Annotated in this window: 16 protein-coding genes and 1 pseudogene; 10 read left to right on the forward strand and 7 right to left on the reverse strand. The window is 71.1% G+C overall.

Going from position 1 to position 18,080, the window contains the following annotated elements; translation table 11 throughout:
• Positions 1-43: 43 nt before the first annotated feature.
• On the reverse strand, positions 44-439 hold the full coding sequence (locus tag AC07AW_RS05485) for a winged helix-turn-helix transcriptional regulator (protein ID WP_392151118.1): 396 nt from the start codon (positions 437-439) through the stop codon (positions 44-46).
• A 112-nt stretch (positions 440-551) separates the two neighbouring features.
• Here AC07AW_RS05485 and AC07AW_RS05490 point away from each other — a divergent pair, with 112 nt between their 5' ends.
• Both AC07AW_RS05490 and rarD read left to right on the forward strand, forming a co-directional pair.
• Complete coding sequence (locus tag AC07AW_RS05490) at positions 552-1,427, forward strand: SDR family oxidoreductase (protein WP_478814141.1); 876 nt, start codon at positions 552-554, stop codon at positions 1,425-1,427.
• A 156-nt stretch (positions 1,428-1,583) separates the two neighbouring features.
• Positions 1,584-2,489 carry an EamA family transporter RarD gene (rarD, locus tag AC07AW_RS05495; protein WP_478814395.1) on the forward strand — a complete coding sequence of 302 codons (906 nt, stop codon included), beginning with the start codon at positions 1,584-1,586 and terminating at the stop codon, positions 2,487-2,489.
• 6 nt (positions 2,490-2,495) lie between these two features.
• Here rarD and AC07AW_RS05500 read toward each other — a convergent pair whose 3' ends face one another.
• Positions 2,496-2,813: a DUF6401 family natural product biosynthesis protein gene (locus AC07AW_RS05500; RefSeq protein WP_478814142.1), complete on the reverse strand. Its 318-nt coding sequence runs from the start codon at positions 2,811-2,813 to the stop codon at positions 2,496-2,498.
• Between the two features lie 101 nt (positions 2,814-2,914).
• On the opposite strand from AC07AW_RS05500, the gene AC07AW_RS05505 reads away from it, so the two are divergent.
• On the forward strand, positions 2,915-3,556 hold the full coding sequence (locus tag AC07AW_RS05505; protein ID WP_478814143.1) for a DUF4291 domain-containing protein: 642 nt from the start codon (positions 2,915-2,917) through the stop codon (positions 3,554-3,556).
• Here the strand turns inward: AC07AW_RS05505 and AC07AW_RS05510 are convergent.
• Both AC07AW_RS05510 and AC07AW_RS05515 read right to left on the reverse strand, forming a co-directional pair.
• Positions 3,505-4,152 carry an NADPH-dependent F420 reductase gene (locus tag AC07AW_RS05510; protein WP_478814144.1) on the reverse strand — a complete coding sequence of 216 codons (648 nt, stop codon included), beginning with the start codon at positions 4,150-4,152 and terminating at the stop codon, positions 3,505-3,507. The genes AC07AW_RS05505 and AC07AW_RS05510 overlap by 52 nt on opposite strands.
• Positions 4,153-4,299: 147 nt before the next feature.
• Positions 4,300-5,406, reverse strand: a complete 1,107-nt coding sequence (locus AC07AW_RS05515; protein ID WP_478814145.1) for a hypothetical protein — start codon at positions 5,404-5,406, stop codon at positions 4,300-4,302.
• Positions 5,407-5,535: 129 nt separating this feature from the next.
• On the opposite strand from AC07AW_RS05515, the gene AC07AW_RS05520 reads away from it, so the two are divergent.
• Both AC07AW_RS05520 and AC07AW_RS05525 read left to right on the forward strand, forming a co-directional pair.
• Positions 5,536-5,889, forward strand: a complete 354-nt coding sequence (locus tag AC07AW_RS05520) for a hypothetical protein (protein ID WP_478814146.1) — start codon at positions 5,536-5,538, stop codon at positions 5,887-5,889.
• Between the two features lie 190 nt (positions 5,890-6,079).
• A complete protein-coding gene (locus AC07AW_RS05525) occupies positions 6,080-7,387 on the forward strand; it encodes a M28 family peptidase (protein ID WP_478814147.1) in 1,308 nt (435 codons plus the stop codon).
• Between the two features lie 66 nt (positions 7,388-7,453).
• Here the strand turns inward: AC07AW_RS05525 and AC07AW_RS05530 are convergent, their stop codons facing one another.
• Positions 7,454-8,635: a LolA family protein gene (locus tag AC07AW_RS05530; RefSeq protein WP_478814148.1), complete on the reverse strand. Its 1,182-nt coding sequence runs from the start codon at positions 8,633-8,635 to the stop codon at positions 7,454-7,456.
• A gap of 417 nt (positions 8,636-9,052) precedes the next feature.
• Between AC07AW_RS05530 and AC07AW_RS05535 the strand changes: the two genes are divergently transcribed.
• Positions 9,053-10,690 carry an MSCRAMM family protein gene (locus AC07AW_RS05535; RefSeq protein WP_478814149.1) on the forward strand — a complete coding sequence of 546 codons (1,638 nt, stop codon included), beginning with the start codon at positions 9,053-9,055 and terminating at the stop codon, positions 10,688-10,690.
• A 106-nt stretch (positions 10,691-10,796) separates the two neighbouring features.
• Here the strand turns inward: AC07AW_RS05535 and AC07AW_RS05540 are convergent, their stop codons facing one another.
• The gene (locus AC07AW_RS05540; protein ID WP_392151127.1) at positions 10,797-11,807 is read right to left on the reverse strand and encodes a polyprenyl synthetase family protein; all 1,011 of its coding nucleotides are present in this window, start codon (positions 11,805-11,807) and stop codon (positions 10,797-10,799) included.
• A 261-nt stretch (positions 11,808-12,068) separates the two neighbouring features.
• Here AC07AW_RS05540 and AC07AW_RS05545 point away from each other — a divergent pair.
• Together AC07AW_RS05545 and AC07AW_RS05550 are read left to right on the forward strand one after the other, a co-directional pair.
• Positions 12,069-12,251, forward strand: a pseudogene (locus tag AC07AW_RS05545) (peptide MFS transporter); the annotation flags it as partial.
• A 36-nt stretch (positions 12,252-12,287) separates the two neighbouring features.
• Positions 12,288-14,294 (forward strand): CocE/NonD family hydrolase, encoded by a 2,007-nt coding sequence (locus AC07AW_RS05550; protein WP_478814150.1) that lies wholly within the window; start codon positions 12,288-12,290, stop codon positions 14,292-14,294.
• Positions 14,295-14,326: 32 nt separating this feature from the next.
• On the opposite strand, the gene AC07AW_RS05555 is transcribed toward AC07AW_RS05550, so the two are convergent.
• Complete coding sequence (locus tag AC07AW_RS05555) at positions 14,327-15,658, reverse strand: peptidase (protein WP_478814151.1); 1,332 nt, start codon at positions 15,656-15,658, stop codon at positions 14,327-14,329.
• A gap of 294 nt (positions 15,659-15,952) precedes the next feature.
• On the opposite strand from AC07AW_RS05555, the gene fahA reads away from it, so the two are divergent.
• Both fahA and AC07AW_RS05565 read left to right on the forward strand, forming a co-directional pair.
• Positions 15,953-17,179 (forward strand): fumarylacetoacetase, encoded by a 1,227-nt coding sequence (fahA, locus tag AC07AW_RS05560; protein ID WP_478814152.1) that lies wholly within the window; start codon positions 15,953-15,955, stop codon positions 17,177-17,179.
• Positions 17,180-17,316: 137 nt separating this feature from the next.
• The gene (locus AC07AW_RS05565; RefSeq protein ID WP_478814153.1) at positions 17,317-18,033 is read left to right on the forward strand and encodes a DUF6445 family protein; all 717 of its coding nucleotides are present in this window, start codon (positions 17,317-17,319) and stop codon (positions 18,031-18,033) included.
• Positions 18,034-18,080 lie beyond the last annotated feature (47 nt).

Raw genomic sequence — 18,080 nt, forward strand, 5'->3', positions numbered from 1 at the left:
CAGATCGTACGGCCTGGCGACCCAACTCACCTGGACCACAACATCATTGGGACGAAGCGGTGGCACTCTCGCGACGCGCCCCGTCGTACCGCTCACGGGCCGCCTCGACCGCGCCGACCTGCTGTTCGGTCCAGCGGGCGAGCTCCCAGACCTGGCGGGCGGCCCCTTCGCCGAGGGGGGTGAGGCTGTAGTCGACGCGGGGCGGGATGACGGGCTTGGCGTCGCGGTGGACGAAGCCGTCGCGCTCCAGGGTCTGGAGGGTCTGGGCCAGCATCTTCTCGCTGACGCCGCCGATCTCGCGGCGCAGTTCACTGAAGCGGTACGAGCGCTCCAGGAGGGCCGCGAGGACGAGGACGCCCCAGCGGCTGGTGACGTGCTCCAGGACGAGGCGCGAGGGGCACATCGGCTCGTTCACGTTCGGCGGCTTGCTTACTCCCATACCAGTACCTTACTTCAAAGTGGGTACTTACGAAAGGTTAGCGCCCGCCGTACGGTGAGTGCATCGGGTGAGCGCATCGCCCCACCGCACCCCACGGGAAGTAGGAAGCATCATGAGCATCGTCGTCACCGGAGCCACCGGACAGCTCGGCCGTCTCGTCGTCGACGCCCTCCTCTCCGGCGCGTCCGCCGTCCCCGCCGAGTCCGTCGTCGCCGTCGTCCGTGACAAGGCGAAGGCCGCCGACCTCGCCGAGCGCGGGGTCGAGCTGCGGATCGCCGACTACAGCCGTCCGGAGACCCTGGCGGAGGCCTTCGAGGCCGGCGACCGGGTGCTCCTGATCTCGGGCAGCGAGGTCGGGCAGCGCGTCGCCCAGCACCGTGCCGTGATCGACGCGGCCAAGGCGGCGGGCGTGGCCCAGCTCGCGTACACCGGTGTCCTCGGCGGCCCGGAGGCCGACTTCACGCTCGCCGACGAGCACAAGGCGACCGAGGAGCTGATCCTCGCGTCCGGCCTGCCGTACACCTTCCTCCGCAACGGCTGGTACTCCGAGAACTACACCGCGAACCTCGCCCCGGTCCTGGCCCACGGCGCCGTCGTCGCCAACGCCGGCGAGGGCCGGATCGCCTCCGCCTCCCGTGCCGACTACGCGGCCGCCGCGGCCGCCGTCCTGACCGGCCCGGCCGAGGAGCACCTGAACAAGGCGTACGAGCTGAGCGGCGACACCGCCTGGTCCCTCGCCGAGTACGCGGCCGAGGTCGCCGCCCAGACCGGCCGGGAGATCGTGCACAGCGACGTCCCCGCCGCGACCCACCTGGAGATCCTCACCGGCGCCGGGGTCCCGGCGCCCTTCGCCGAGATCCTCGTCGACGTCGACCGCGCCGTCGCGCTCGGCGCGCTCGCCCTCCAGACGGGCGACCTGGCCCGGCTGATCGGCCGCCCGACCACCCCGATCGCCGAGTCGATCAAGGAGGCGCTGGCCGCCTCGTAAAGCTGTCATGACCGTATGGCGATACGGGCATGACAACCCGCCCCGTGCGGCGCTACCTTCGACAGGACAGGCGCGGCGCACAGGGCGGGAGGTCCGGTGAAGACGGAGAAGAACGAGGGACGAGCAGGACTGCTCTACGGGATCGGCGCCTACGGCATGTGGGGACTGGTCCCGCTCTTCTGGCCCCTCCTCAAGCCCGCCGGCGCGATCGAGATCCTCGCCCACCGGATGGTGTGGTCCCTGGCCTTCGTCGGCATCGCGCTGCTCGCGCTGCGCCGCTGGAGCTGGATACCCGAGCTCGTGCGCAGCCCGCGCAAGCTCGGCCTGATCACCCTCGCCGCCGCCGTCATCACGGTGAACTGGGGCCTCTACATCTGGTCCGTGAACACCGGCCACGTCGTCGAGGCCTCCCTCGGCTACTTCATCAACCCGCTCGTCACCATCGCCCTCGGCGTCCTCGTGCTGAAGGAGCGGCTGCGCCCCGCGCAGTGGGCGGCGGTCGGCGTCGGCCTCTCGGCCGTGCTCGTGCTGGCGATCGGGTACGGGCGGCCGCCGTGGATCTCGCTCACCCTCGCCTTCTCCTTCGCCCTCTACGGCCTGGTGAAGAAGAAGGTCAACATCGGCGGCCTGGAGTCCCTCGCCGCCGAGACCGCCGTCCAGTTCCTGCCCGCCCTCGCCTACCTCGTCTGGCTCGGGACCCAGGGGAACCTGGCCTTCGGGCACCACGGCGCCGGCCACACGGCGCTGCTCGCCGCCACCGGCATCGTCACGGCCGCGCCGCTGGTCTGCTTCGGGGCGGCGGCGATCCGCGTGCCGCTGTCGACGCTGGGCCTCCTCCAGTACCTCGCGCCGACCTTCCAGTTCCTGCTCGGGGTCGTCTACTTCCACGAGGAGATGCCGGCGGAGCGCTGGGCGGGCTTCTCCCTCGTCTGGCTGGCCCTGACGCTCCTCACCTGGGACGCGCTGCGGACCGCCCGGAAGAGCCGCGCGGAGATGGAGGCGGCGGCCGCCGCGTCCCGTACGGAGACCGCTCCCGCGACCACGGTGACCTCCGCCTCCTGACGAGGGTCACGCGTCCAGGAGGTCGTGCTCCCGGATCAGCCAGCAGACCGCCGTCAGGCGCAGGGTCGCGAAGTCGTGGCCGACGGGCTCGGTCCACTCGGCCTCGGAGAGCCGGTCGGTGAACCCGAGGACGTAGTCGGCGAGCTCCTCCCGGCGGACCGTCCGGCCCTCCGGGCCCCGCCGGGCCGGGACCAGCGCGTCGCACACGGCCGCCGCGTGCTGGTCGACGGCGGCCACGAGCCCGGGCTCGAAGGAGAACTCAGAGAGCCGGGGCATGTACGTGGCGGCGACGTCGGTCAGCGGGCAGCCGGGCGCATCGTTCATCCCTCCACATTAGGGGCGTACCGGGCGGTTCAGGCCGTGACCTTGCTCGCAGCGCGAAATCCGGTGGCCCTTCCGGGGGTGGTCCCCGCACCCTGAGGCGCATGGAAGAACCGAAGTACCGGATCCGCGCGCTCCACTCCGAGCGCACGGTCACCGTCTACCAGGCGTACCGGCCCGAGATCGGGCTGCCCGCGGCCCGCGACGGCCGTTTCCCGGACGTCTGGAAGCGGGACCGGATGACGTGGATCAAGCCGTCGTTCCTCTGGATGATGTACCGCTGCGGCTGGGGGACGAAGGAGGGCCAGGAGACGGTCCTCGCCGTGGAGATCAGCCGCGAGGGCTTCGAGTGGGCCCTGCGGAACGCCTGCCTCTCCCACTACGAGCGTGGTTTCCACACCGACCAGGCGTCCTGGAAGCGGCAGTTGAAGCAGGCGCCGGCCCGGGTGCAGTGGGACCCGGAGCGCGATCCGCACCTCCGGCCCCTCCCGCACCGCTCGCTCCAGCTCGGCCTGTCGGGCGAGGCGTCGCGCCGGTACGCGGACGAGTGGACGGTCTCGATCACCGACGTGACGGCGCTCGCCCACGAGGTCCACGGCCTGGTCAGGTCCGGCGACCTGGAGGCGGCCGCCGGGCTCCTGCCGCAGGAGAGGCCCTACCCGGAGCCGGAGGGCCTCCTGGACCACCTGCGGGTTCAGGCTCCCGCGACGCCGAAGTTGAAGTCGCCCGTGCCGAGCAACCCGTAGAGCCGCAGCCACAGGGGCAGGAGCTGCTCGGTGGCGCGGGCGCTCGACAGGTCGCCGAGGTCGATGATCCGGTCGGCGGCCCAGCCGAAGGAGGCGAGCAGCTCCGCGACCACGGCCTTCGCGTCCGCGTCGTCGCCGCTGAGGAAGACGTTGTGGTGTCCCGGGACCCGGCCGGGCTCGACCATGACGGTGTTGGTCATGGTGTTGAGCGTCTTGACGACGCGCGTCTCCGGGAAGGCGCTCTGGAGGTGCTCGGCGACGCTCCGGCCGTCGGGGAGGCCGACCTTGGGCGGGAAGCCCTCCGAGAAGTCGAGCGCGTTGGACACGTCGACCAGGACCTTGCCGCGCAGGTTCTCGGCGCCCGCGGCCTCCAGGACGGCGAGGGAGACGAACCCGCCGGTCGCGTTGACGACCAGTTCGGCGGGGCCGGCGGCATCGGCGAAGGTCCCGTGCGCGCCGCCGTGTTCGGCGGCCCACTTGGCGGCGTCGGCGTTGTCGGCGGTACGGGACCCCAGGGCCACCTCGTGCCCGAGCGAGACCAGCTTCGTGGCGAGCCTGCGCCCGACCTCACCCGTTCCCAGTACGGCGATCTTCATGTGCGTGCGCTCCTTCGGAGGGGACGGTGGACCGGAAGGCCGACCCTAAGCCGTACTGAACCCGCCCGCCGCCCTTTCTCTTCCCGGCATGTCCTGCGTCCGGGGAGGCCCCGCCCCCGGGCGCGTTTCGCACGAGCGACCGGGCCTCTACACCCGCCGCACCGCCTGCGCCTCCGCCCGCTCGACCGACGCCCGGCCGTGCACGTGGACCAGGGCCAGATGGAAGAGGGACGGGGCCAACGGAGCCCAGCGGTGGCGCCGTTCCGGGGAGAGGAGGTAGCGCGTGACGTCGGCCGTGCGGAAGGGGACGTACTCGATCGTCTCGTGCTCCCACCGGTCCGCGACGCCCCTGCTCATCCGCGCCTGGAGCTGGTCGCCCGTCAGATCGTCGAGGCGCGCGTAGAAGTGGGCGCTCCAGTGGCGCTTGCCGACGTCGAGGACGAAGGCGAGCAGGGAGAGGGAGTACTCGTGCGGCTCGATCGACAGTTCCTCGCGCATGCCCCGGCGGGCGACGGCGTGCAGGTCGGGGGCGTTGCGTCCGGCGGAGTCGATGTGGCGCGAGAGGCCCTCGTTGACCGAGGAGTTCCAGAGTCCCGGCGCCATGCGGACGCGCTCGCTGCGGCGGCTCACGACCAGCAGGTGGTCGGCGGTGACGACGGCGATGTTGACGGCGAAGCTGCACTGGAGGAACGCGGGCGCGGTGAGCGGCGCGTCCGGGTCGAGATAGCGGCCTCGTGGGGTGGTGCCGTCCGGGAGGCGCCGGTCGAGCTGCTGGGCGGCGAGGAAGGTGTAGTAGTCGGTGGGCTTCAGCCGCAGGTGGACCTCGGACTGTTCGTCGAGGGCGGTACGAGTCACCTCGACGGATTCGACGGCGTACCGCGGTCCGTTCCAGACGGGCCGGCGCTCGCCGGCCTCGGCGGCACGCTCCTCCTCGGCCTCGATCTCGGTGCGCCAGCCGGCGATCTCCTCCGGCAACTCGACTTCCCCGCCGAGAACTTGGACGTGGACGGATTCGGCGGCGATGGCCCGGTCACCGTCGCCCTCGACGATGAGCGCGGGGGTGTGCAGCGGGCCGAGGGAGAACGTGGCCCAGGCGCGGCCCTGCTCCTGCCGGTACGTGAGGCTGCGCACGACACCGGCGGAGCGGCGGCGGACCTTGAACCACAGGTCCTGGGTCCACTGCTGGAAGAGCGTCGCGAAGACCACTCCGAGGATGGCGCCGACGATTCCGTTGCCGAGATCTATTCCGTCCACGCGCAGCAGCGTAGGTCATGTCCACGCCCTGTCCGCCGGCCGTCCCACACCGTCCCACCATGCCCCCGAGTCACGCCACCGGCCGAAAACGGGATGCCGCGACGCCGCCAGACCGCCAGACTCCCCGGCGTGAACACCGCGCCCCCGCCTCCGGAGCCGCCGCTCGTCCGCGAGGTGTACCCCGAACTCGTCGCCGAGCTCGTCCGGCTCCTCGAAGAGGAGGGCGAACGAGAGCTGTCCATCGTCGTGCGGGACGTGCGGCTGCACGGAGAGTGCGGCTGCTCCGACGACTTCTGCCAGAGCATCCGCACCTCGGAGCACCGGCCGGGCACCCCGTACGGCGAGGGCCACCGCTGCGTACCACTGCTCGCCGACAGGGGGATGCTCAACATCGACGTCGTCCACGGCCGGATCGTGTACGTCGAGATCCTCGACCGCCCTGCCATGACCCGCCGCGACGGCGGGGAGGCCGCCGTCCGCTGAGCGAACGCACCTGACCGGTTTCCGCTCTTGACGCAGAGTCAAACTCTCACTGAACATTCAGCACGCACACACGAACGAACGCACAACTGAACCATCGCGCAACCGCACAGCTCCAGCCGCCTCGTGGCACCCACGCCCGAGGCGTCTCGCACGTTCCGTCCCATCCCCGTTCGGAATCCGGAGCCCCCACATGAACCTCTCCGTGCCCAGACGCGTCACCGCGGTCGCCGCCCTCGCGGCGCTCGCCCTCGCCGGGCTCAGCAGCACCAGTGCCTCCGCCGACCCGGCCGCGGTCGCCGCGCCCGACATCCCGCTCGCCAACGTCAAGCAGCACTTGGCGGACCTCCAGTCGATCGCCACCGCCAACGGCGGCAACCGCGCCCACGGCCGTACCGGCTACAAGGCCTCGATCGACTTCGTGAAGGCGAAGCTGGACGCCGCCGGCTACACCACCACGCTCCAGCAGTTCAGCTACAACGGCGCCACCGGCTACAACCTGATAGCCGACTGGCCGGGCGGCGACCCGAACCAGGTGATCATGTCCGGCTCGCACCTGGACTCGGTCACCGCGGGCCCCGGCATCAACGACAACGGCTCCGGGTCCGCCGCGATCCTGGAGACCGCGCTCGCCGTCTCCCGCGCCCAGCTCCAGCCGACGAAGCACCTGCGCTTCGGCTGGTGGGGCGCCGAGGAGCTGGGGCTGGTCGGCTCGAAGTACTACGTCAACAACCTTCCCAGCACCGAGCGTTCGAAGATCAGCGGCTATCTGAACTTCGACATGATCGGCTCGCCGAACCCGGGCTACTTCGTCTACGACGACGACCCGACGATCGAGCAGACCTTCAAGGACTACTACGCCGGGCTCGGCATCCCCACCGAGATCGAGACCGAGGGCGACGGCCGCTCGGACCACGCGCCCTTCAAGAACGTGGGCATCCCGGTCGGCGGCCTCTTCTCCGGCGCCGACTACACGAAGACCTCGGCCCAGGCGCAGAAGTGGGGCGGCACGGCCGGGCAGGCCTTCGACCGCTGCTACCACTCGTCCTGCGACACCACGGCGAACATCAACGACACCGCCCTGGACCGGAACGCGGACGCCATCGCGTACGCGATCTGGAACCTGTCCACGGGGACGACGACCCCGCCGACGGGCACGGTCTTCGAGAACACCGCCGACGTCTCCATCCCGGACAACGGCGCCGCGGTGACCTCCACCGTGAACGTCACGGGCATCACCGGGAACGCGCCGAGCACCCTCAAGGTCGGCGTGGACATCGTCCACACCTACATCGGTGACCTCGTCGTCGACCTGATCGCCCCCGACGGCTCGGTCTACAGCCTGTCCAACCGGGCCGGCGGCAGCGCGGACAACATCAACACCACGTACACCGTGAACGCCTCCTCCGAGGTCGCCAACGGCGCCTGGAAGCTCCGCGTCCAGGACAAGGCCTCGATCGACACGGGTTACATCAGCGGCTTCAAGCTGACCTTCCCGTAACCGCAGAAACTCCCGGGTGGGTCGGTGAATTTCGCCCCCGACCCGCCCGGGGTCCCAACTCGTCTGCTACTTACCGGCGTTCGCCGCGTCCACCAGCGCGTCCTTCGTCACCGCGCCGACGTAGACCTTGCCGTCGTCGGTGAGGAGCGCGTTGACCAGCTTCGTCTTGAAGACGGTGCCGGAGCCGAACTTGCCGCTGACCTTGTCGCCGAACGAGTCCAGGAAGCCCTGGATCTCCTTCGGCGCCTCGTCGGTCTTCGGCGCCGGAGCGCCCGTGTCGAGCTTCGCGATCGCCGTCCAGCCCTCGCCGATGACGTTCATGCCGCCGTCCTTCCCGAAGCCCGCTCCGAGGCCGGGGAGGCCGAGGCCCTCCTCGAAGCCCTTCGGCAGGTCCTCCGCGGAGTCCGTCGCCTTCTCCGCCGCGCCCTCCGTCACCTTCGCGCCCTTCGGCGCGGTGAAGGTGAACTCCGAGGCGGCCGGCTTCCCGAAGTCGACCTTCGTGAAGCCCGCGTCGACGACCGGCTTGCCGCCCTCGACCGAGGAGAGGGTGAACTTCAGCGGGGTGCCGTTGGCCGCGTCCACCGCGATCTTCACCGACTCGACCGTGGAACCGGCCTGCTTCGGCTTGATCACCAGCTGGTACGCGTCCCGGCCGGCCACCTTCGCCGTCCCGTCGACCGTGATCGACGTCGTGTCGCCCGCGGCCTTCAGGACCTCGTCGGCGAGCTCCTTGGGCGAGCCCGGGAGCTTCTTCTCGGCGTCGGCCTTCTCGCCCTCGCCTGCCGCGCCCTTCTCGTGGAAGACCTCGTTCGACTTGCTGTCGTAGGCCCAGACGTCGTCGCCGTTGTGGATGAGGCTGTACTCGTCGGAGCCGTCGAGCAGGGTGAGCTTCTGGCGCTCGGGGCCGTCCGCCGCCACGCGCAGCGTGTGGCTGCCCGAGACGAGCTCGGTGAGCTTCTCGGACGGGTCCGCCGAGGAGGGGCCGCCGTCGCCGCCGCCCAGGCCCCCGAGGCCGGACGCCAGACCGTCGAGGGCCGGCAGACCCAGGTCGGTGGAGATCTTGAAGGTGCCGGACAGGGTCTGGGTGTCCGAGGCGGCGATCTTCTCGATGAGCTGCTGTGCCGTGATCTCCGGCAGGTCCGGGTCGCCGGACGCCGCCAGCGCCGGGACGAGCCCGATGGTCGCCGCGGCCACTCCGGCCACCGCGACCGGGACGATGAACCGGCTCGCCTTACGGGTCTCTGCCATGGTCTCCGCTACCTCCGTACCGTGCTGCCCCTGTGGATGATGACTCCATCTCACCAACTCGGAGGCCCGGAATCGTCAGCCCGCGGGATCAACCTGGCCTACTCCTACGGGATGACCCACCCCTAGGTTCCGTGGCCCGCACGGCGGACCGCTGCCGGACCGGCCGGGCTCTTTCACCCTTCCCCGCCATCAATCCCGCCGATGTTGTCGGCCTATTATTCCGAGGAAATTTCCAGCTGAAAAGCGCGGGCGCCGCATCCGCCGGATTCACCTAATCGTCGCAGGCGTCGCTGAGCATCTCCGATCGCTGTCAGATCTACCTTGATCGAGGCCCACCTCCGCCACCGGCGAGAGATCCGGTGGCATTCCCTTGTCGTGAGCCGGGTGCACACCACCGTTAATCGAGGAGAATCCGAAGTGATCGGATCAGTACGGTCCTGGAATCCCCCAGGGCGCCGCACGCGCAAGTCCGTCGTCCGCGCGATGGCGACGGCGGCCGTCATGGCGGCCACGCTGGCCCCGGCGCTGCAGGCATCGGGCGCGCCTCTGCCCGGCACGATCAGCCTGGACGGCAGCAACTTCGAGATCGAGAAGAACGCCAACCTGGTCGTGGACCACGGCGGCGACGACTGGGCCAGCATTCCGCAGGGCACCGGCGACAACCAGGAGCACCGCAAGGACGACCTGCCGTCGGGTCAGAACGACAACTCGTTCGTCGAGGGCACCAAGGAGAACGACACGTCGCCGCCGACCATCGGCACCGGCTCGATCCCGAACAACAAGAGCGACCTCAAGACGTTCGGCATCTACACCGAGAAGACCGCCGCGGGCCGCAATTTCCTGAACCTGTACTGGACCCGTGTGCAGGACCCCTCGGGCTCCACGAACATGGACTTCGAGTTCAACCAGAGCTCGACCACCTCCTCGAACGGCGTCACCAAGGTCCGCACGGCGGGCGACCTGCTGGTCCAGTACGACCTGCCCCAGGCGACCGTGAACAACCCCGACCCGACCCTGGACCTGTCCCTGCGCAGGTGGACGGGGAGCGGGTGGGGTCCGGCGCAGGTCCTGTCGACGCAGGGCGACGCCACCGGCGGGATCAACACCTCCGCGATCGACGCCGTCAACGCCGACGGCCTGGGCTCGCTCAGCGTGCGCACCTTCGGTGAGGCCCAGCTCGACCTGGACGAGATCCTCGGCTCCGGGTCGACCTGCACGACCTTCGGGTCGGCGTACCTGAAGAGCCGGGCGTCGCAGTCGTTCAACGCGGTGCTGAAGGACTTCATCGCGCCGCAGTCGATCCGGGTGAGCAACTGCGGCAGCGTCAAGATCCTCAAGGAGGACGACGACGGCGCCCCGCTCGCGGGCGCCGAGTTCACGCTCTACCAGAACGGCCAGCCGACCACCTTCAAGTGCACGACCCTGGCCGACGGCAGCTGCACCATCAACAACGTGCCGGCCGGGGACTACGTCGCCCACGAGAGCAAGACCCCCAACGGCTTCGAACCGGCGCCCGACGAGCCCGTCCACGTCGACGCCAGCAGCACGGTCGAGGTCGGCCCGCTGACCGACACCCGGAAGACGGGCGCGATCAAGGTCACCAAGGTCCGCAAGATCGCGGGCCATGGCGACGACACCCGCCCGCACCCCGGGGTCACGTTCACGATCCTGGGCACCACCAAGTCCGGCGAGACCGCGATCGACGACATGGGCGACGCCACGGTCTGCTTCGACGGCCTGCCCGTCGGCAGCAGCTACACCGTGCACGAGGTCGTCCCCGTCGGCTACAGCGGCGAGGCGGACAAGATCGTCCCCGTGACCGAGGGGGCGACCTGCCAGGACCCCTCCTTCCACGGCAGCACCGTCACGTTCCGGAACACGCCGCTGACGAACCTGACGCTCACCGCCACTCCGCAGGACCCGGGGGCCACCGAGTCCACGTTCACCTGCACCAACAGCTCGCAGCTGACGCCGTCCTCCACCACCCCGACCTCGGCGTCGTTCAACGGCCTGGCGCCCGGTAAGTACACCTGCACCGTGATCATCGACCCGTGATCCCGGTGCCGCGGCGCCCGAACCGCCGCTGAACGCCCGAAGGGGCTCCCCGCCACGGGCGGGGAGCCCCTTCGCCGTCTTCGGGCCGTGAGGCGCCGGACGGGCCTCAGCCCGCCCGGTGGACGACCGCGTCGCACATCTCCGCGAGCGCCGCCTTCGCGTAGCCGTCGGGCAGCGGCGCCAGCATCGCGCGGGCCTCCTCGGCGTACCGCACGGTGTCCCGGCGGGCCTGCTCGAGGGCGGGGTGGGCGCGCAGCAGGCGCAGGGCCTCGGCGTGCCGCTCGTCGTCGCCGAGGTCGCCGTCGATCAGGGCGACGAGCTCCAGGTCCTCCGGGCGCCCGTGGGCGGCCGCGGCGGCCCGCAGGTGGAGGACGGGGAGGGTGGGGATGCCCTCGCGGAGGTCGGTGCCGGGGGTCTTGCCGGACTCGTGGGAGTCGGAGGCGATGTCGAGGACGTCGTCGGCGAGCTGGAAGGCGACGCCGAGGCGCTCGCCGTACTGGGTGAGGATGTCGACGACGCTCTCGTCGGCGCCGGACATCATGGCGCCGAAGCGGCAGGAGACGGCGACGAGGGAGCCGGTCTTGCCGCCGAGGACGTCGAGGTAGTGGTCGACGGGGTCGCGGCCGTCCATCGGGCCGGCCGTCTCCAGGATCTGGCCGGTGACGAGCCGTTCGAACGCCTCGGACTGGATGCGTACGGCCTCGGGACCGAGGTCCGCGAGCGTGTGCGAGGCGCGGGCGAAGAGGAAGTCACCCGTGAGGACGGCGATCGAGTTGCCCCAGCGGGTGTTGGCGCTGTCGACGCCGCGCCGGACGTCGGCCTCGTCCATGACGTCGTCGTGGTAGAGCGTGGCCAGGTGGGTGAGCTCGACGACCACGGCGGAGGGCACGACGCCCGGCGCGTAGGGGTCGCCGAACTGGGCGGCGAGCATCACGAGCAGGGGGCGGAACCGCTTACCGCCGGCCAGGACGAGGTGCTGAGCGGCCTCCGTGATGAAGGGGACATCGCTCTTGGTGGCGTCCAGGAGGCCCGCCTCCACAGCCGCCAAACCCGTCTGGACATCGGCCTCAAGAGCCTGGTCCCGCACGCTAAGACCGAACGGCCCGACGACGGTCACGAGGGGGTCTCCTGTCTGCTGACGCCTACTGACGATCACACGGATTGTTCACATGGACTGTTGACGATCACATGGATTGTCGATGTGTCGCTCGCTTCACTCAAGCCAGCGTATCCGGTCACCTTTCGATCACCGTGGGCGCCTTCCCGTCACCCCCGGTATGTTCGGGATCAGCTCATACGACCAGGAGTAGGCGTTTTGTCCCGAACAGCGATCGACACCGATACGAACGGCGAGTTGCCTCCCCCGAAGGACGACCGCGCCTTCCTCGGGCATCCACGGGGTCTGCTGAGCCTCTCCGGCCTGTACGTCGCCGGCCGCCGTCACCCGGCCGGACGCAAGCACTCCGCCGAGTTCGCCCTCCCGCCCGAGGCGACGCGCCGGGCGGTACGCCGGATGGTGGTCGGCGCGGTCGCCACGGCCCTCGCCCTGGCGCCCTGGCTGCGCCGCACGATGCACCCCGTCCCCTAGGGAGCCGCGATGAAGATCCGTACCGACTTCCCGTACGAGACCCGCCACGAGGACCTCCGCATCCCTCTGCCGGACGGCACCAGGCTGTACGCGCGCGTGTGGCGCCCGCTCACCGACGAACCCGTACCGGCCCTCCTGGAGTACCTGCCGTACCGCCTCACCGACTGGACAGCTCCCCGCGACTGGCAGCGCCACCCCTGGTACGCGGGCCACGGCTACGCCTCCGTACGGGTCGACGTCCGCGGCCACGGCAACAGCGAGGGCCTGCCCGGCGACGAGTACGACCCCGTCGAGCTCGCCGACGGCGTCGCCGTCGTGAACTGGCTCGCCGAGCAGCCCTGGTGCACCGGGAAGGTCGGCATGTTCGGCATCTCCTGGGGCGGCTTCAACGCGCTCCAGGTCGCCGCCCTCGCCCCCGAACCGCTCAAGGCCGTCGTCACCGTCTGCTCCACCGACGACCGCTACGACAACGACGTGCACTACATGGGCGGCTCGGTCCTCGGCGTCGACATGCACGCCTGGGCCGCCACCATGCTCGCCTTCGTCTCCCGCCCCCCGGACCCCCAGTACATGGGCGAGGAGTGGCGCGAGCTGTGGCTGGAGCGCCTGGAGGCCGTCGAGCCGCTCATCCACACCTGGCTCGCCCACCAGACCCGGGACGCGTACTGGAGGCACGGCAGCGTCTGCGAGGACTACGGGGCGATCCGGGCCGCCGTCCTCGCCGTCGGCGGCTGGCACGACCCGTACCGCGACACCGTCCTGCGGCTCGCCCGACACCTCCCCCAGGACCGGGTGCGCGGCATCATCGGGCCCTGGTCCCACCAGTACCCCGACCGCGGCCTGCCGCCGGGCCCGGCGATCGGCTTCCTCCAGGAGACCCTGCGCTGGTGGGACCACCACCTCAAGGGCACCGAGAACGACGTGATGGCCGAGCCGCTGCTGCGCTCCTGGATCAGCGACTCGCACCCGCCGGCCACCGTCTACGAGGAGCTGCCCGGCCGCTGGGTCGCCGACCCCGCCTGGCCCTCCCCGCACGTCACCCCCGTCACGTACGGCTTCCAGGGCGCCCCGGTCGTCGTCGACTCGCCCCAGCAGACCGGCATCGACGCCGGCCGCTTCTTCCCCTTCGGCAACGACGCCGACCTGCCGCCCGACCAGCGCGACGAGGACGCCCACTCGGCCTGCTTCGACTTCCCCGTCCCCGAGTCCTCCGAGGGCGGAGTCCCCATCGAGATCCTGGGCCGGCCCTCCGTGAGCCTCGCCGTGCGCACCGCCGCCCCCACCGGACAGGTGATCGCCCGGCTCTGCGACATCGCCCCGGACGGCTCCTCCACGCTCGTCACCCGGGGCGCCCTGAACTTCTCCGCCCGCTACGGCCGCGACCGGGCCGTCGAGGCGCAGATCGGCGAGACCGAGAGCCTCGTCTTCGAGCTGAACGGCATCGGGCACACCTTCCCGCCCGGCCACCGGGTCCGGCTCGCCGTCTCCTCCACGTACTGGCCGTGGATCTGGCCCCAGCCCGACGCCGCCGGCTTCACCCTCGACCCGGCCGGCTCCTCCCTCACCCTCCCGGTCCGCGCGCACACCCAGGACGCCGTCGAGTGGGAGGAGCCGGAGCAGTCCGCGCCCCTCGGGGTCGCGTACCCGGCCACCCTGGAGGAGCCGCGCCCGGAGCGGGTGGTGGTCCGGGACGTGGCGAAGGGCGAGTGGAGGCTGGAGGTCGACCCCAAGTACGGCGGCACGCGCGTGTACCCGGACGGCCTGGAGTACACCGAGGACGCCGTGGAGACCTACACGATCGAGGAGAGCGGCCCGCTGTCCGCCCGGACCCGCTCGGAGTGGACGATCCGGCTGCACCGGCCCGAACTGGCCTGGGACGTCACCGTCGACACCCGCTCGGAGATCTCCTGCGACGCGGACACCTTCCGCACCGAGAACGAGGTGGTGTGCCGGGAGGGCGGCGAGGTCGTCTTCCACCGCACCTGGGAACGGCGGATCCCCCGTACGGCGGGCTGAACGCGCGCGCGTACGGGGGATCGCAGGCCTGGTTACGCGTTCGCGCCGGCCTTGCGGCGGCGGGCGACGACCAGCGCGCCGGTGCCGAGGGCGACGGCCCCGGCGGCGGCGAAGCCGAGCGGCAGGGTGTCGTTCGCACCGGTGGCGGCGAGGCTGCCGTTCACGGGCGTGTTGGACGAGCCGCCCTGCTGGGTGGTGTTCGTGTTGCCGCCGGTGGTGGCGGACGGGGCCGGGGTCGTCTCCGACGGCTTCGGCGTCGGCTTGTCACCCTTGTCGGCGGCGAGGATGCCGAACTTCAGGTCGGCGAAGTCGGCGCCGATGCCGCAGGAGCCGTCGTTGTTCTCGTACTCGCCGTAGCTGAAGAGCATGCCCTTGCCGGCGGGGGCCTTGGCGTCGACCGTGAGGCGCAGCTTCACGTCGTAGCTGGCGCCCTTGGCGAGCTTGCCGACCTCGATGGACTGGAACTCCTCGGTGATCGGCGTCCACTCCAGGACGTCGGCGGAGGACCACTCGACGGGGATGACGTACTTGGCGAAGTCGGTCTCCTCGTCGATCTCCGTGCCGGGCTCGGGGAGCCGCATGGCGTTCGTGAAGGCGTTGACGACGTCCAGGGTGTGGTCGGAGGTGTTGGTGACGCGCAGCGAGAAGACCGTGGGCTCACCGGCGGTGACCGTCTTCGGGCCGCTGACGGCGACCTTCACGGCGGAGTCCTCCTCGCACTCCTCCCCGATCTCCTCGTAGAACGCCAGCTCTTCCTTGGCCTCGTCGAGCTTCTCGGCGGCGGCCTTCTTCACCTTCTCGGCGAGCTTGACCACGCCGTCGGCGTCGTCCTTGGCGGCGGTGAGGGCGGCCGTGGCCTCCGTCAGCTTCGCGTCGGCGGCGGTCTTGGCGGTGGCCGCCTCGTCGGCGGCCGTCTTCGCGGCGGTGACGGCAGCGGCGGCGGCCGTCTTCTGCTCCTCGGTGGCCGCGGTGTCGGCGTCGACGACCCGCTTGGCCTCCTCGGCCTTGGCGAGCGCCTCGTCGGCCGCGGTCTTCTTGGCCGCGGCCTCGTCGGCGGCCTTCTGGGCGTCGGCGACCGCGACGACGAGGACGTTGTCGGCCTTGTCCAGGGCCTTCCGGTCCGTGGTGGCCTTGTCGAGGTCGACGACGGCCTCGTCGTACTCCTTCTGCGCCAGCGCGACGGCGGCCTTCAGCTCCTCGAGGGACGGCATGTCGTCCTCGGGGTCGTCCTCGTGCGTCGCGGGCTTCTGCGTCGACGGCGCCGACGGCTTGGCGTCGGCGAACGCCGGAGCGGCCGAGAGGAACACGACCGGGGTGGTCACGGCGGCGGCCACGGCGGTCGCCAGAATGCGGCGGATCTTCACGTTGCGGACCTTTTCCTGGTCAGAGAGAAAGACAGCGAAGAATGGTGGTGGGCGCGCGCCCGCGGCTACTTCACGCGGCGCGACACCAGCCTGATCGTAGGGGTGGAAGGGGTCCTTGGGGAGCCTTGTTTCCGCAGCTCGCAGGGGTGTTCGGAGCCCGCTCGCGACACAAACCGCGTGAATGCGGACAGTTGCCCACGGAGGCCGCGGTTTCTGTGTGATCCATGTCATCCGCGCCCGGCGGCCCGCCCCGTAACGTGTCCCCCACACACGTGGAAAGCGAGGCACGCACCGATGTCCGAGCACAGCCCGCTCGATCTGGCCGAGGGCGATCCCTTCGGCCCGCACAACCTCCCGTACGGCGTCTTCTCGACCGCCGACGAGCCCGGGCGGCGCCGGCTCGGCGTCCGTATCGGCGGGCACGTCCTGGACGCGGGTGCCGCGGCGCACGCGCTCGGCTCCCCGTACGCGACGCTGCTCGCGCAGCCCAGCCTCAACCCGCTGCTCGCGGCCGGGCGGACCGCCTGGCGCGACGTCCGCCGGGCGCTGACGGCCTGGGTGACGGTGCCCGCGCACCGGGCGGACATCGAGCCGCTGCTGCACCCGCTGGACGCGGTGACGCTGCACCTGCCGTACGAGGTCGCGGACTACGTCGACTTCTACGCGAGCGAGCACCACGCGACGAACGTGGGCAAGATCTTCCGCCCGGACGGCGACGCGCTCACCCCCAACTGGAAGCACCTGCCGATCGGTTACCACGGTCGCGCGGGCACGGTCGTGGTCTCCGGCACCGATGTCGTACGTCCCTCCGGGCAGCGCAAGGCCCCGTCGGACCCGGCGCCGGTCTTCGGCCCCTCGGTGAAGCTGGACATCGAGGCGGAGGTCGGCTTCCTCGTCGGCACCCCGTCCGAGCTCGGGAAGCCGGTCCCGCTGGCCGACTTCCGGGAGCACGTCTTCGGTCTGACGCTGCTCAACGACTGGTCGGCGCGGGACGTGCAGGCCTGGGAGTACGTGCCGCTCGGCCCGTTCCTCGGCAAGTCGTTCCAGACCTCCGTCTCGGCGTGGGTGACGCCCCTGGAGGCCCTGGACGCGGCCCGGACCGCCCCGCCCGCGCGGGACTTCCCGCTGCTGCCGTACCTGGACGACGCGGCGGAGGAGGAGCCGGGCGGCTTCGACCTGCGGATCTCGGTGGAGATCAACGGCGAGGTGGTGGCCGAGCCACCGTTCTCCTCCATGTACTGGACGGCGGCCCAGCAGCTCGCCCACATGACGGTGAACGGCGCCTCGCTCCGTACGGGTGACCTGTACGGCTCCGGCACGGTGTCCGGGCCCGAGGTGAACCAGCGCGGCTCGCTCCTCGAACTCACCTGGAACGGCCGCGACGCCCTCGACCTGCCGGGCGGCAAGCGGACGTTCCTGGAGGACGGCGACGAGGTCGTCCTGACGGCCTGGGCGCCGGGCGCGGACGGCACCCGGGTGGCCCTCGGCGAGGTCCGGGGCCGGATCGTCCCCTCCGCCTGATCCGTACCGACGAGGTGAAGGGCGCCCCCGCGCGGGGGCGCCCTTTCCTTTCCATGGGCTCGCGCACACCATCTCTTGTCGGAGCCTTGGCCGGGGCTTTGGCGCCCCCATCCCGGTACCGAACTAGCGTTCCCGGCATGTCCTTCAACCCCCCACATTCCCCCATCCGTCCCCCCGGCCGTCCCCCTTCCCGACCCGCCGGACTGCCGGTCCTCCCCTACCGGAAGCCGACGCGGGGCCGCGACTACTGGGTCCTGGACGACGTCCTGCCCGACATCGGCGCCGTCCGCGCCCGGTGCCTCGCGAAGGACGACTGGGTCCAGGGCGCCCCGGTCAATCCCGAGCCCTGGCCGGGCCTGCGGGCCATGCCGGGCCTGGAACCGGACGAACTCGCCCATGTGGAACGGCTGGTGCGCAAGGCCACCGGCGCCCCCCGGATCTGGTCCGTGGACCCGGACCGCGCCGGCACCTTCAACCACAACTGCGTCCAGGTCGTCGGCAAGGACGAGTGCGAGCCCCGCCCGCACACCGACTCCCGCAGCCTGTGCCGCTACGCCGCCGTGCTCTACCTCAGCCCGGACGCCCCCAAGGACTGCGGCACCAGCTTCTACCGCCAGAGCCTCCCGGGCGGCCGGCTCGGCGGCAACCAGGTCCTGGCCCCCCACGACAACCTGGTCGACGCCCTGGGCACCCGCTTCGTCCCCCCGGACTCCTTCACCGAGGACATCAGCGTCCCCCACCGCTACAACCGGCTGCTGCTCTACTCCGCGAACCTGATGCACAGCGCCACGGGTTACTGGGGCACCACCCTGGAGGACAAGCGGATGACCGCCGTCTTCTTCTGGATGGCCTGACCGGTACGACGAAGGGCCCGGCTCGCCCCCGAGCCGGGCCCTTCGCG

This window comes from Streptomyces sp. NPDC044003 (assembly GCF_056435185.1).

Coding starts and splice junctions, on each gene's coding strand:
- AC07AW_RS05505 (WP_478814143.1), top strand. CDS start 2,915: ATGGAAGAACCGAAGTACCGGATCCGCGCGCTCCACTCCGAGCGCACG.
- rarD (WP_478814395.1), top strand. CDS start 1,584: ATGTGGGGACTGGTCCCGCTCTTCTGGCCCCTCCTCAAGCCCGCCGGC.
- AC07AW_RS05490 (WP_478814141.1), top strand. CDS start 552: ATGAGCATCGTCGTCACCGGAGCCACCGGACAGCTCGGCCGTCTCGTC.
- AC07AW_RS05525 (WP_478814147.1), top strand. CDS start 6,080: ATGAACCTCTCCGTGCCCAGACGCGTCACCGCGGTCGCCGCCCTCGCG.
- AC07AW_RS05500 (WP_478814142.1), bottom strand. CDS start 2,813: ATGAACGATGCGCCCGGCTGCCCGCTGACCGACGTCGCCGCCACGTAC.
- AC07AW_RS05565 (WP_478814153.1), top strand. CDS start 17,317: ATGTCCTTCAACCCCCCACATTCCCCCATCCGTCCCCCCGGCCGTCCC.
- AC07AW_RS05485 (WP_392151118.1), bottom strand. CDS start 439: ATGGGAGTAAGCAAGCCGCCGAACGTGAACGAGCCGATGTGCCCCTCG.
- fahA (WP_478814152.1), top strand. CDS start 15,953: ATGTCCGAGCACAGCCCGCTCGATCTGGCCGAGGGCGATCCCTTCGGC.
- AC07AW_RS05550 (WP_478814150.1), top strand. CDS start 12,288: ATGAAGATCCGTACCGACTTCCCGTACGAGACCCGCCACGAGGACCTC.
- AC07AW_RS05530 (WP_478814148.1), bottom strand. CDS start 8,635: ATGGCAGAGACCCGTAAGGCGAGCCGGTTCATCGTCCCGGTCGCGGTG.
- AC07AW_RS05510 (WP_478814144.1), bottom strand. CDS start 4,152: ATGAAGATCGCCGTACTGGGAACGGGTGAGGTCGGGCGCAGGCTCGCC.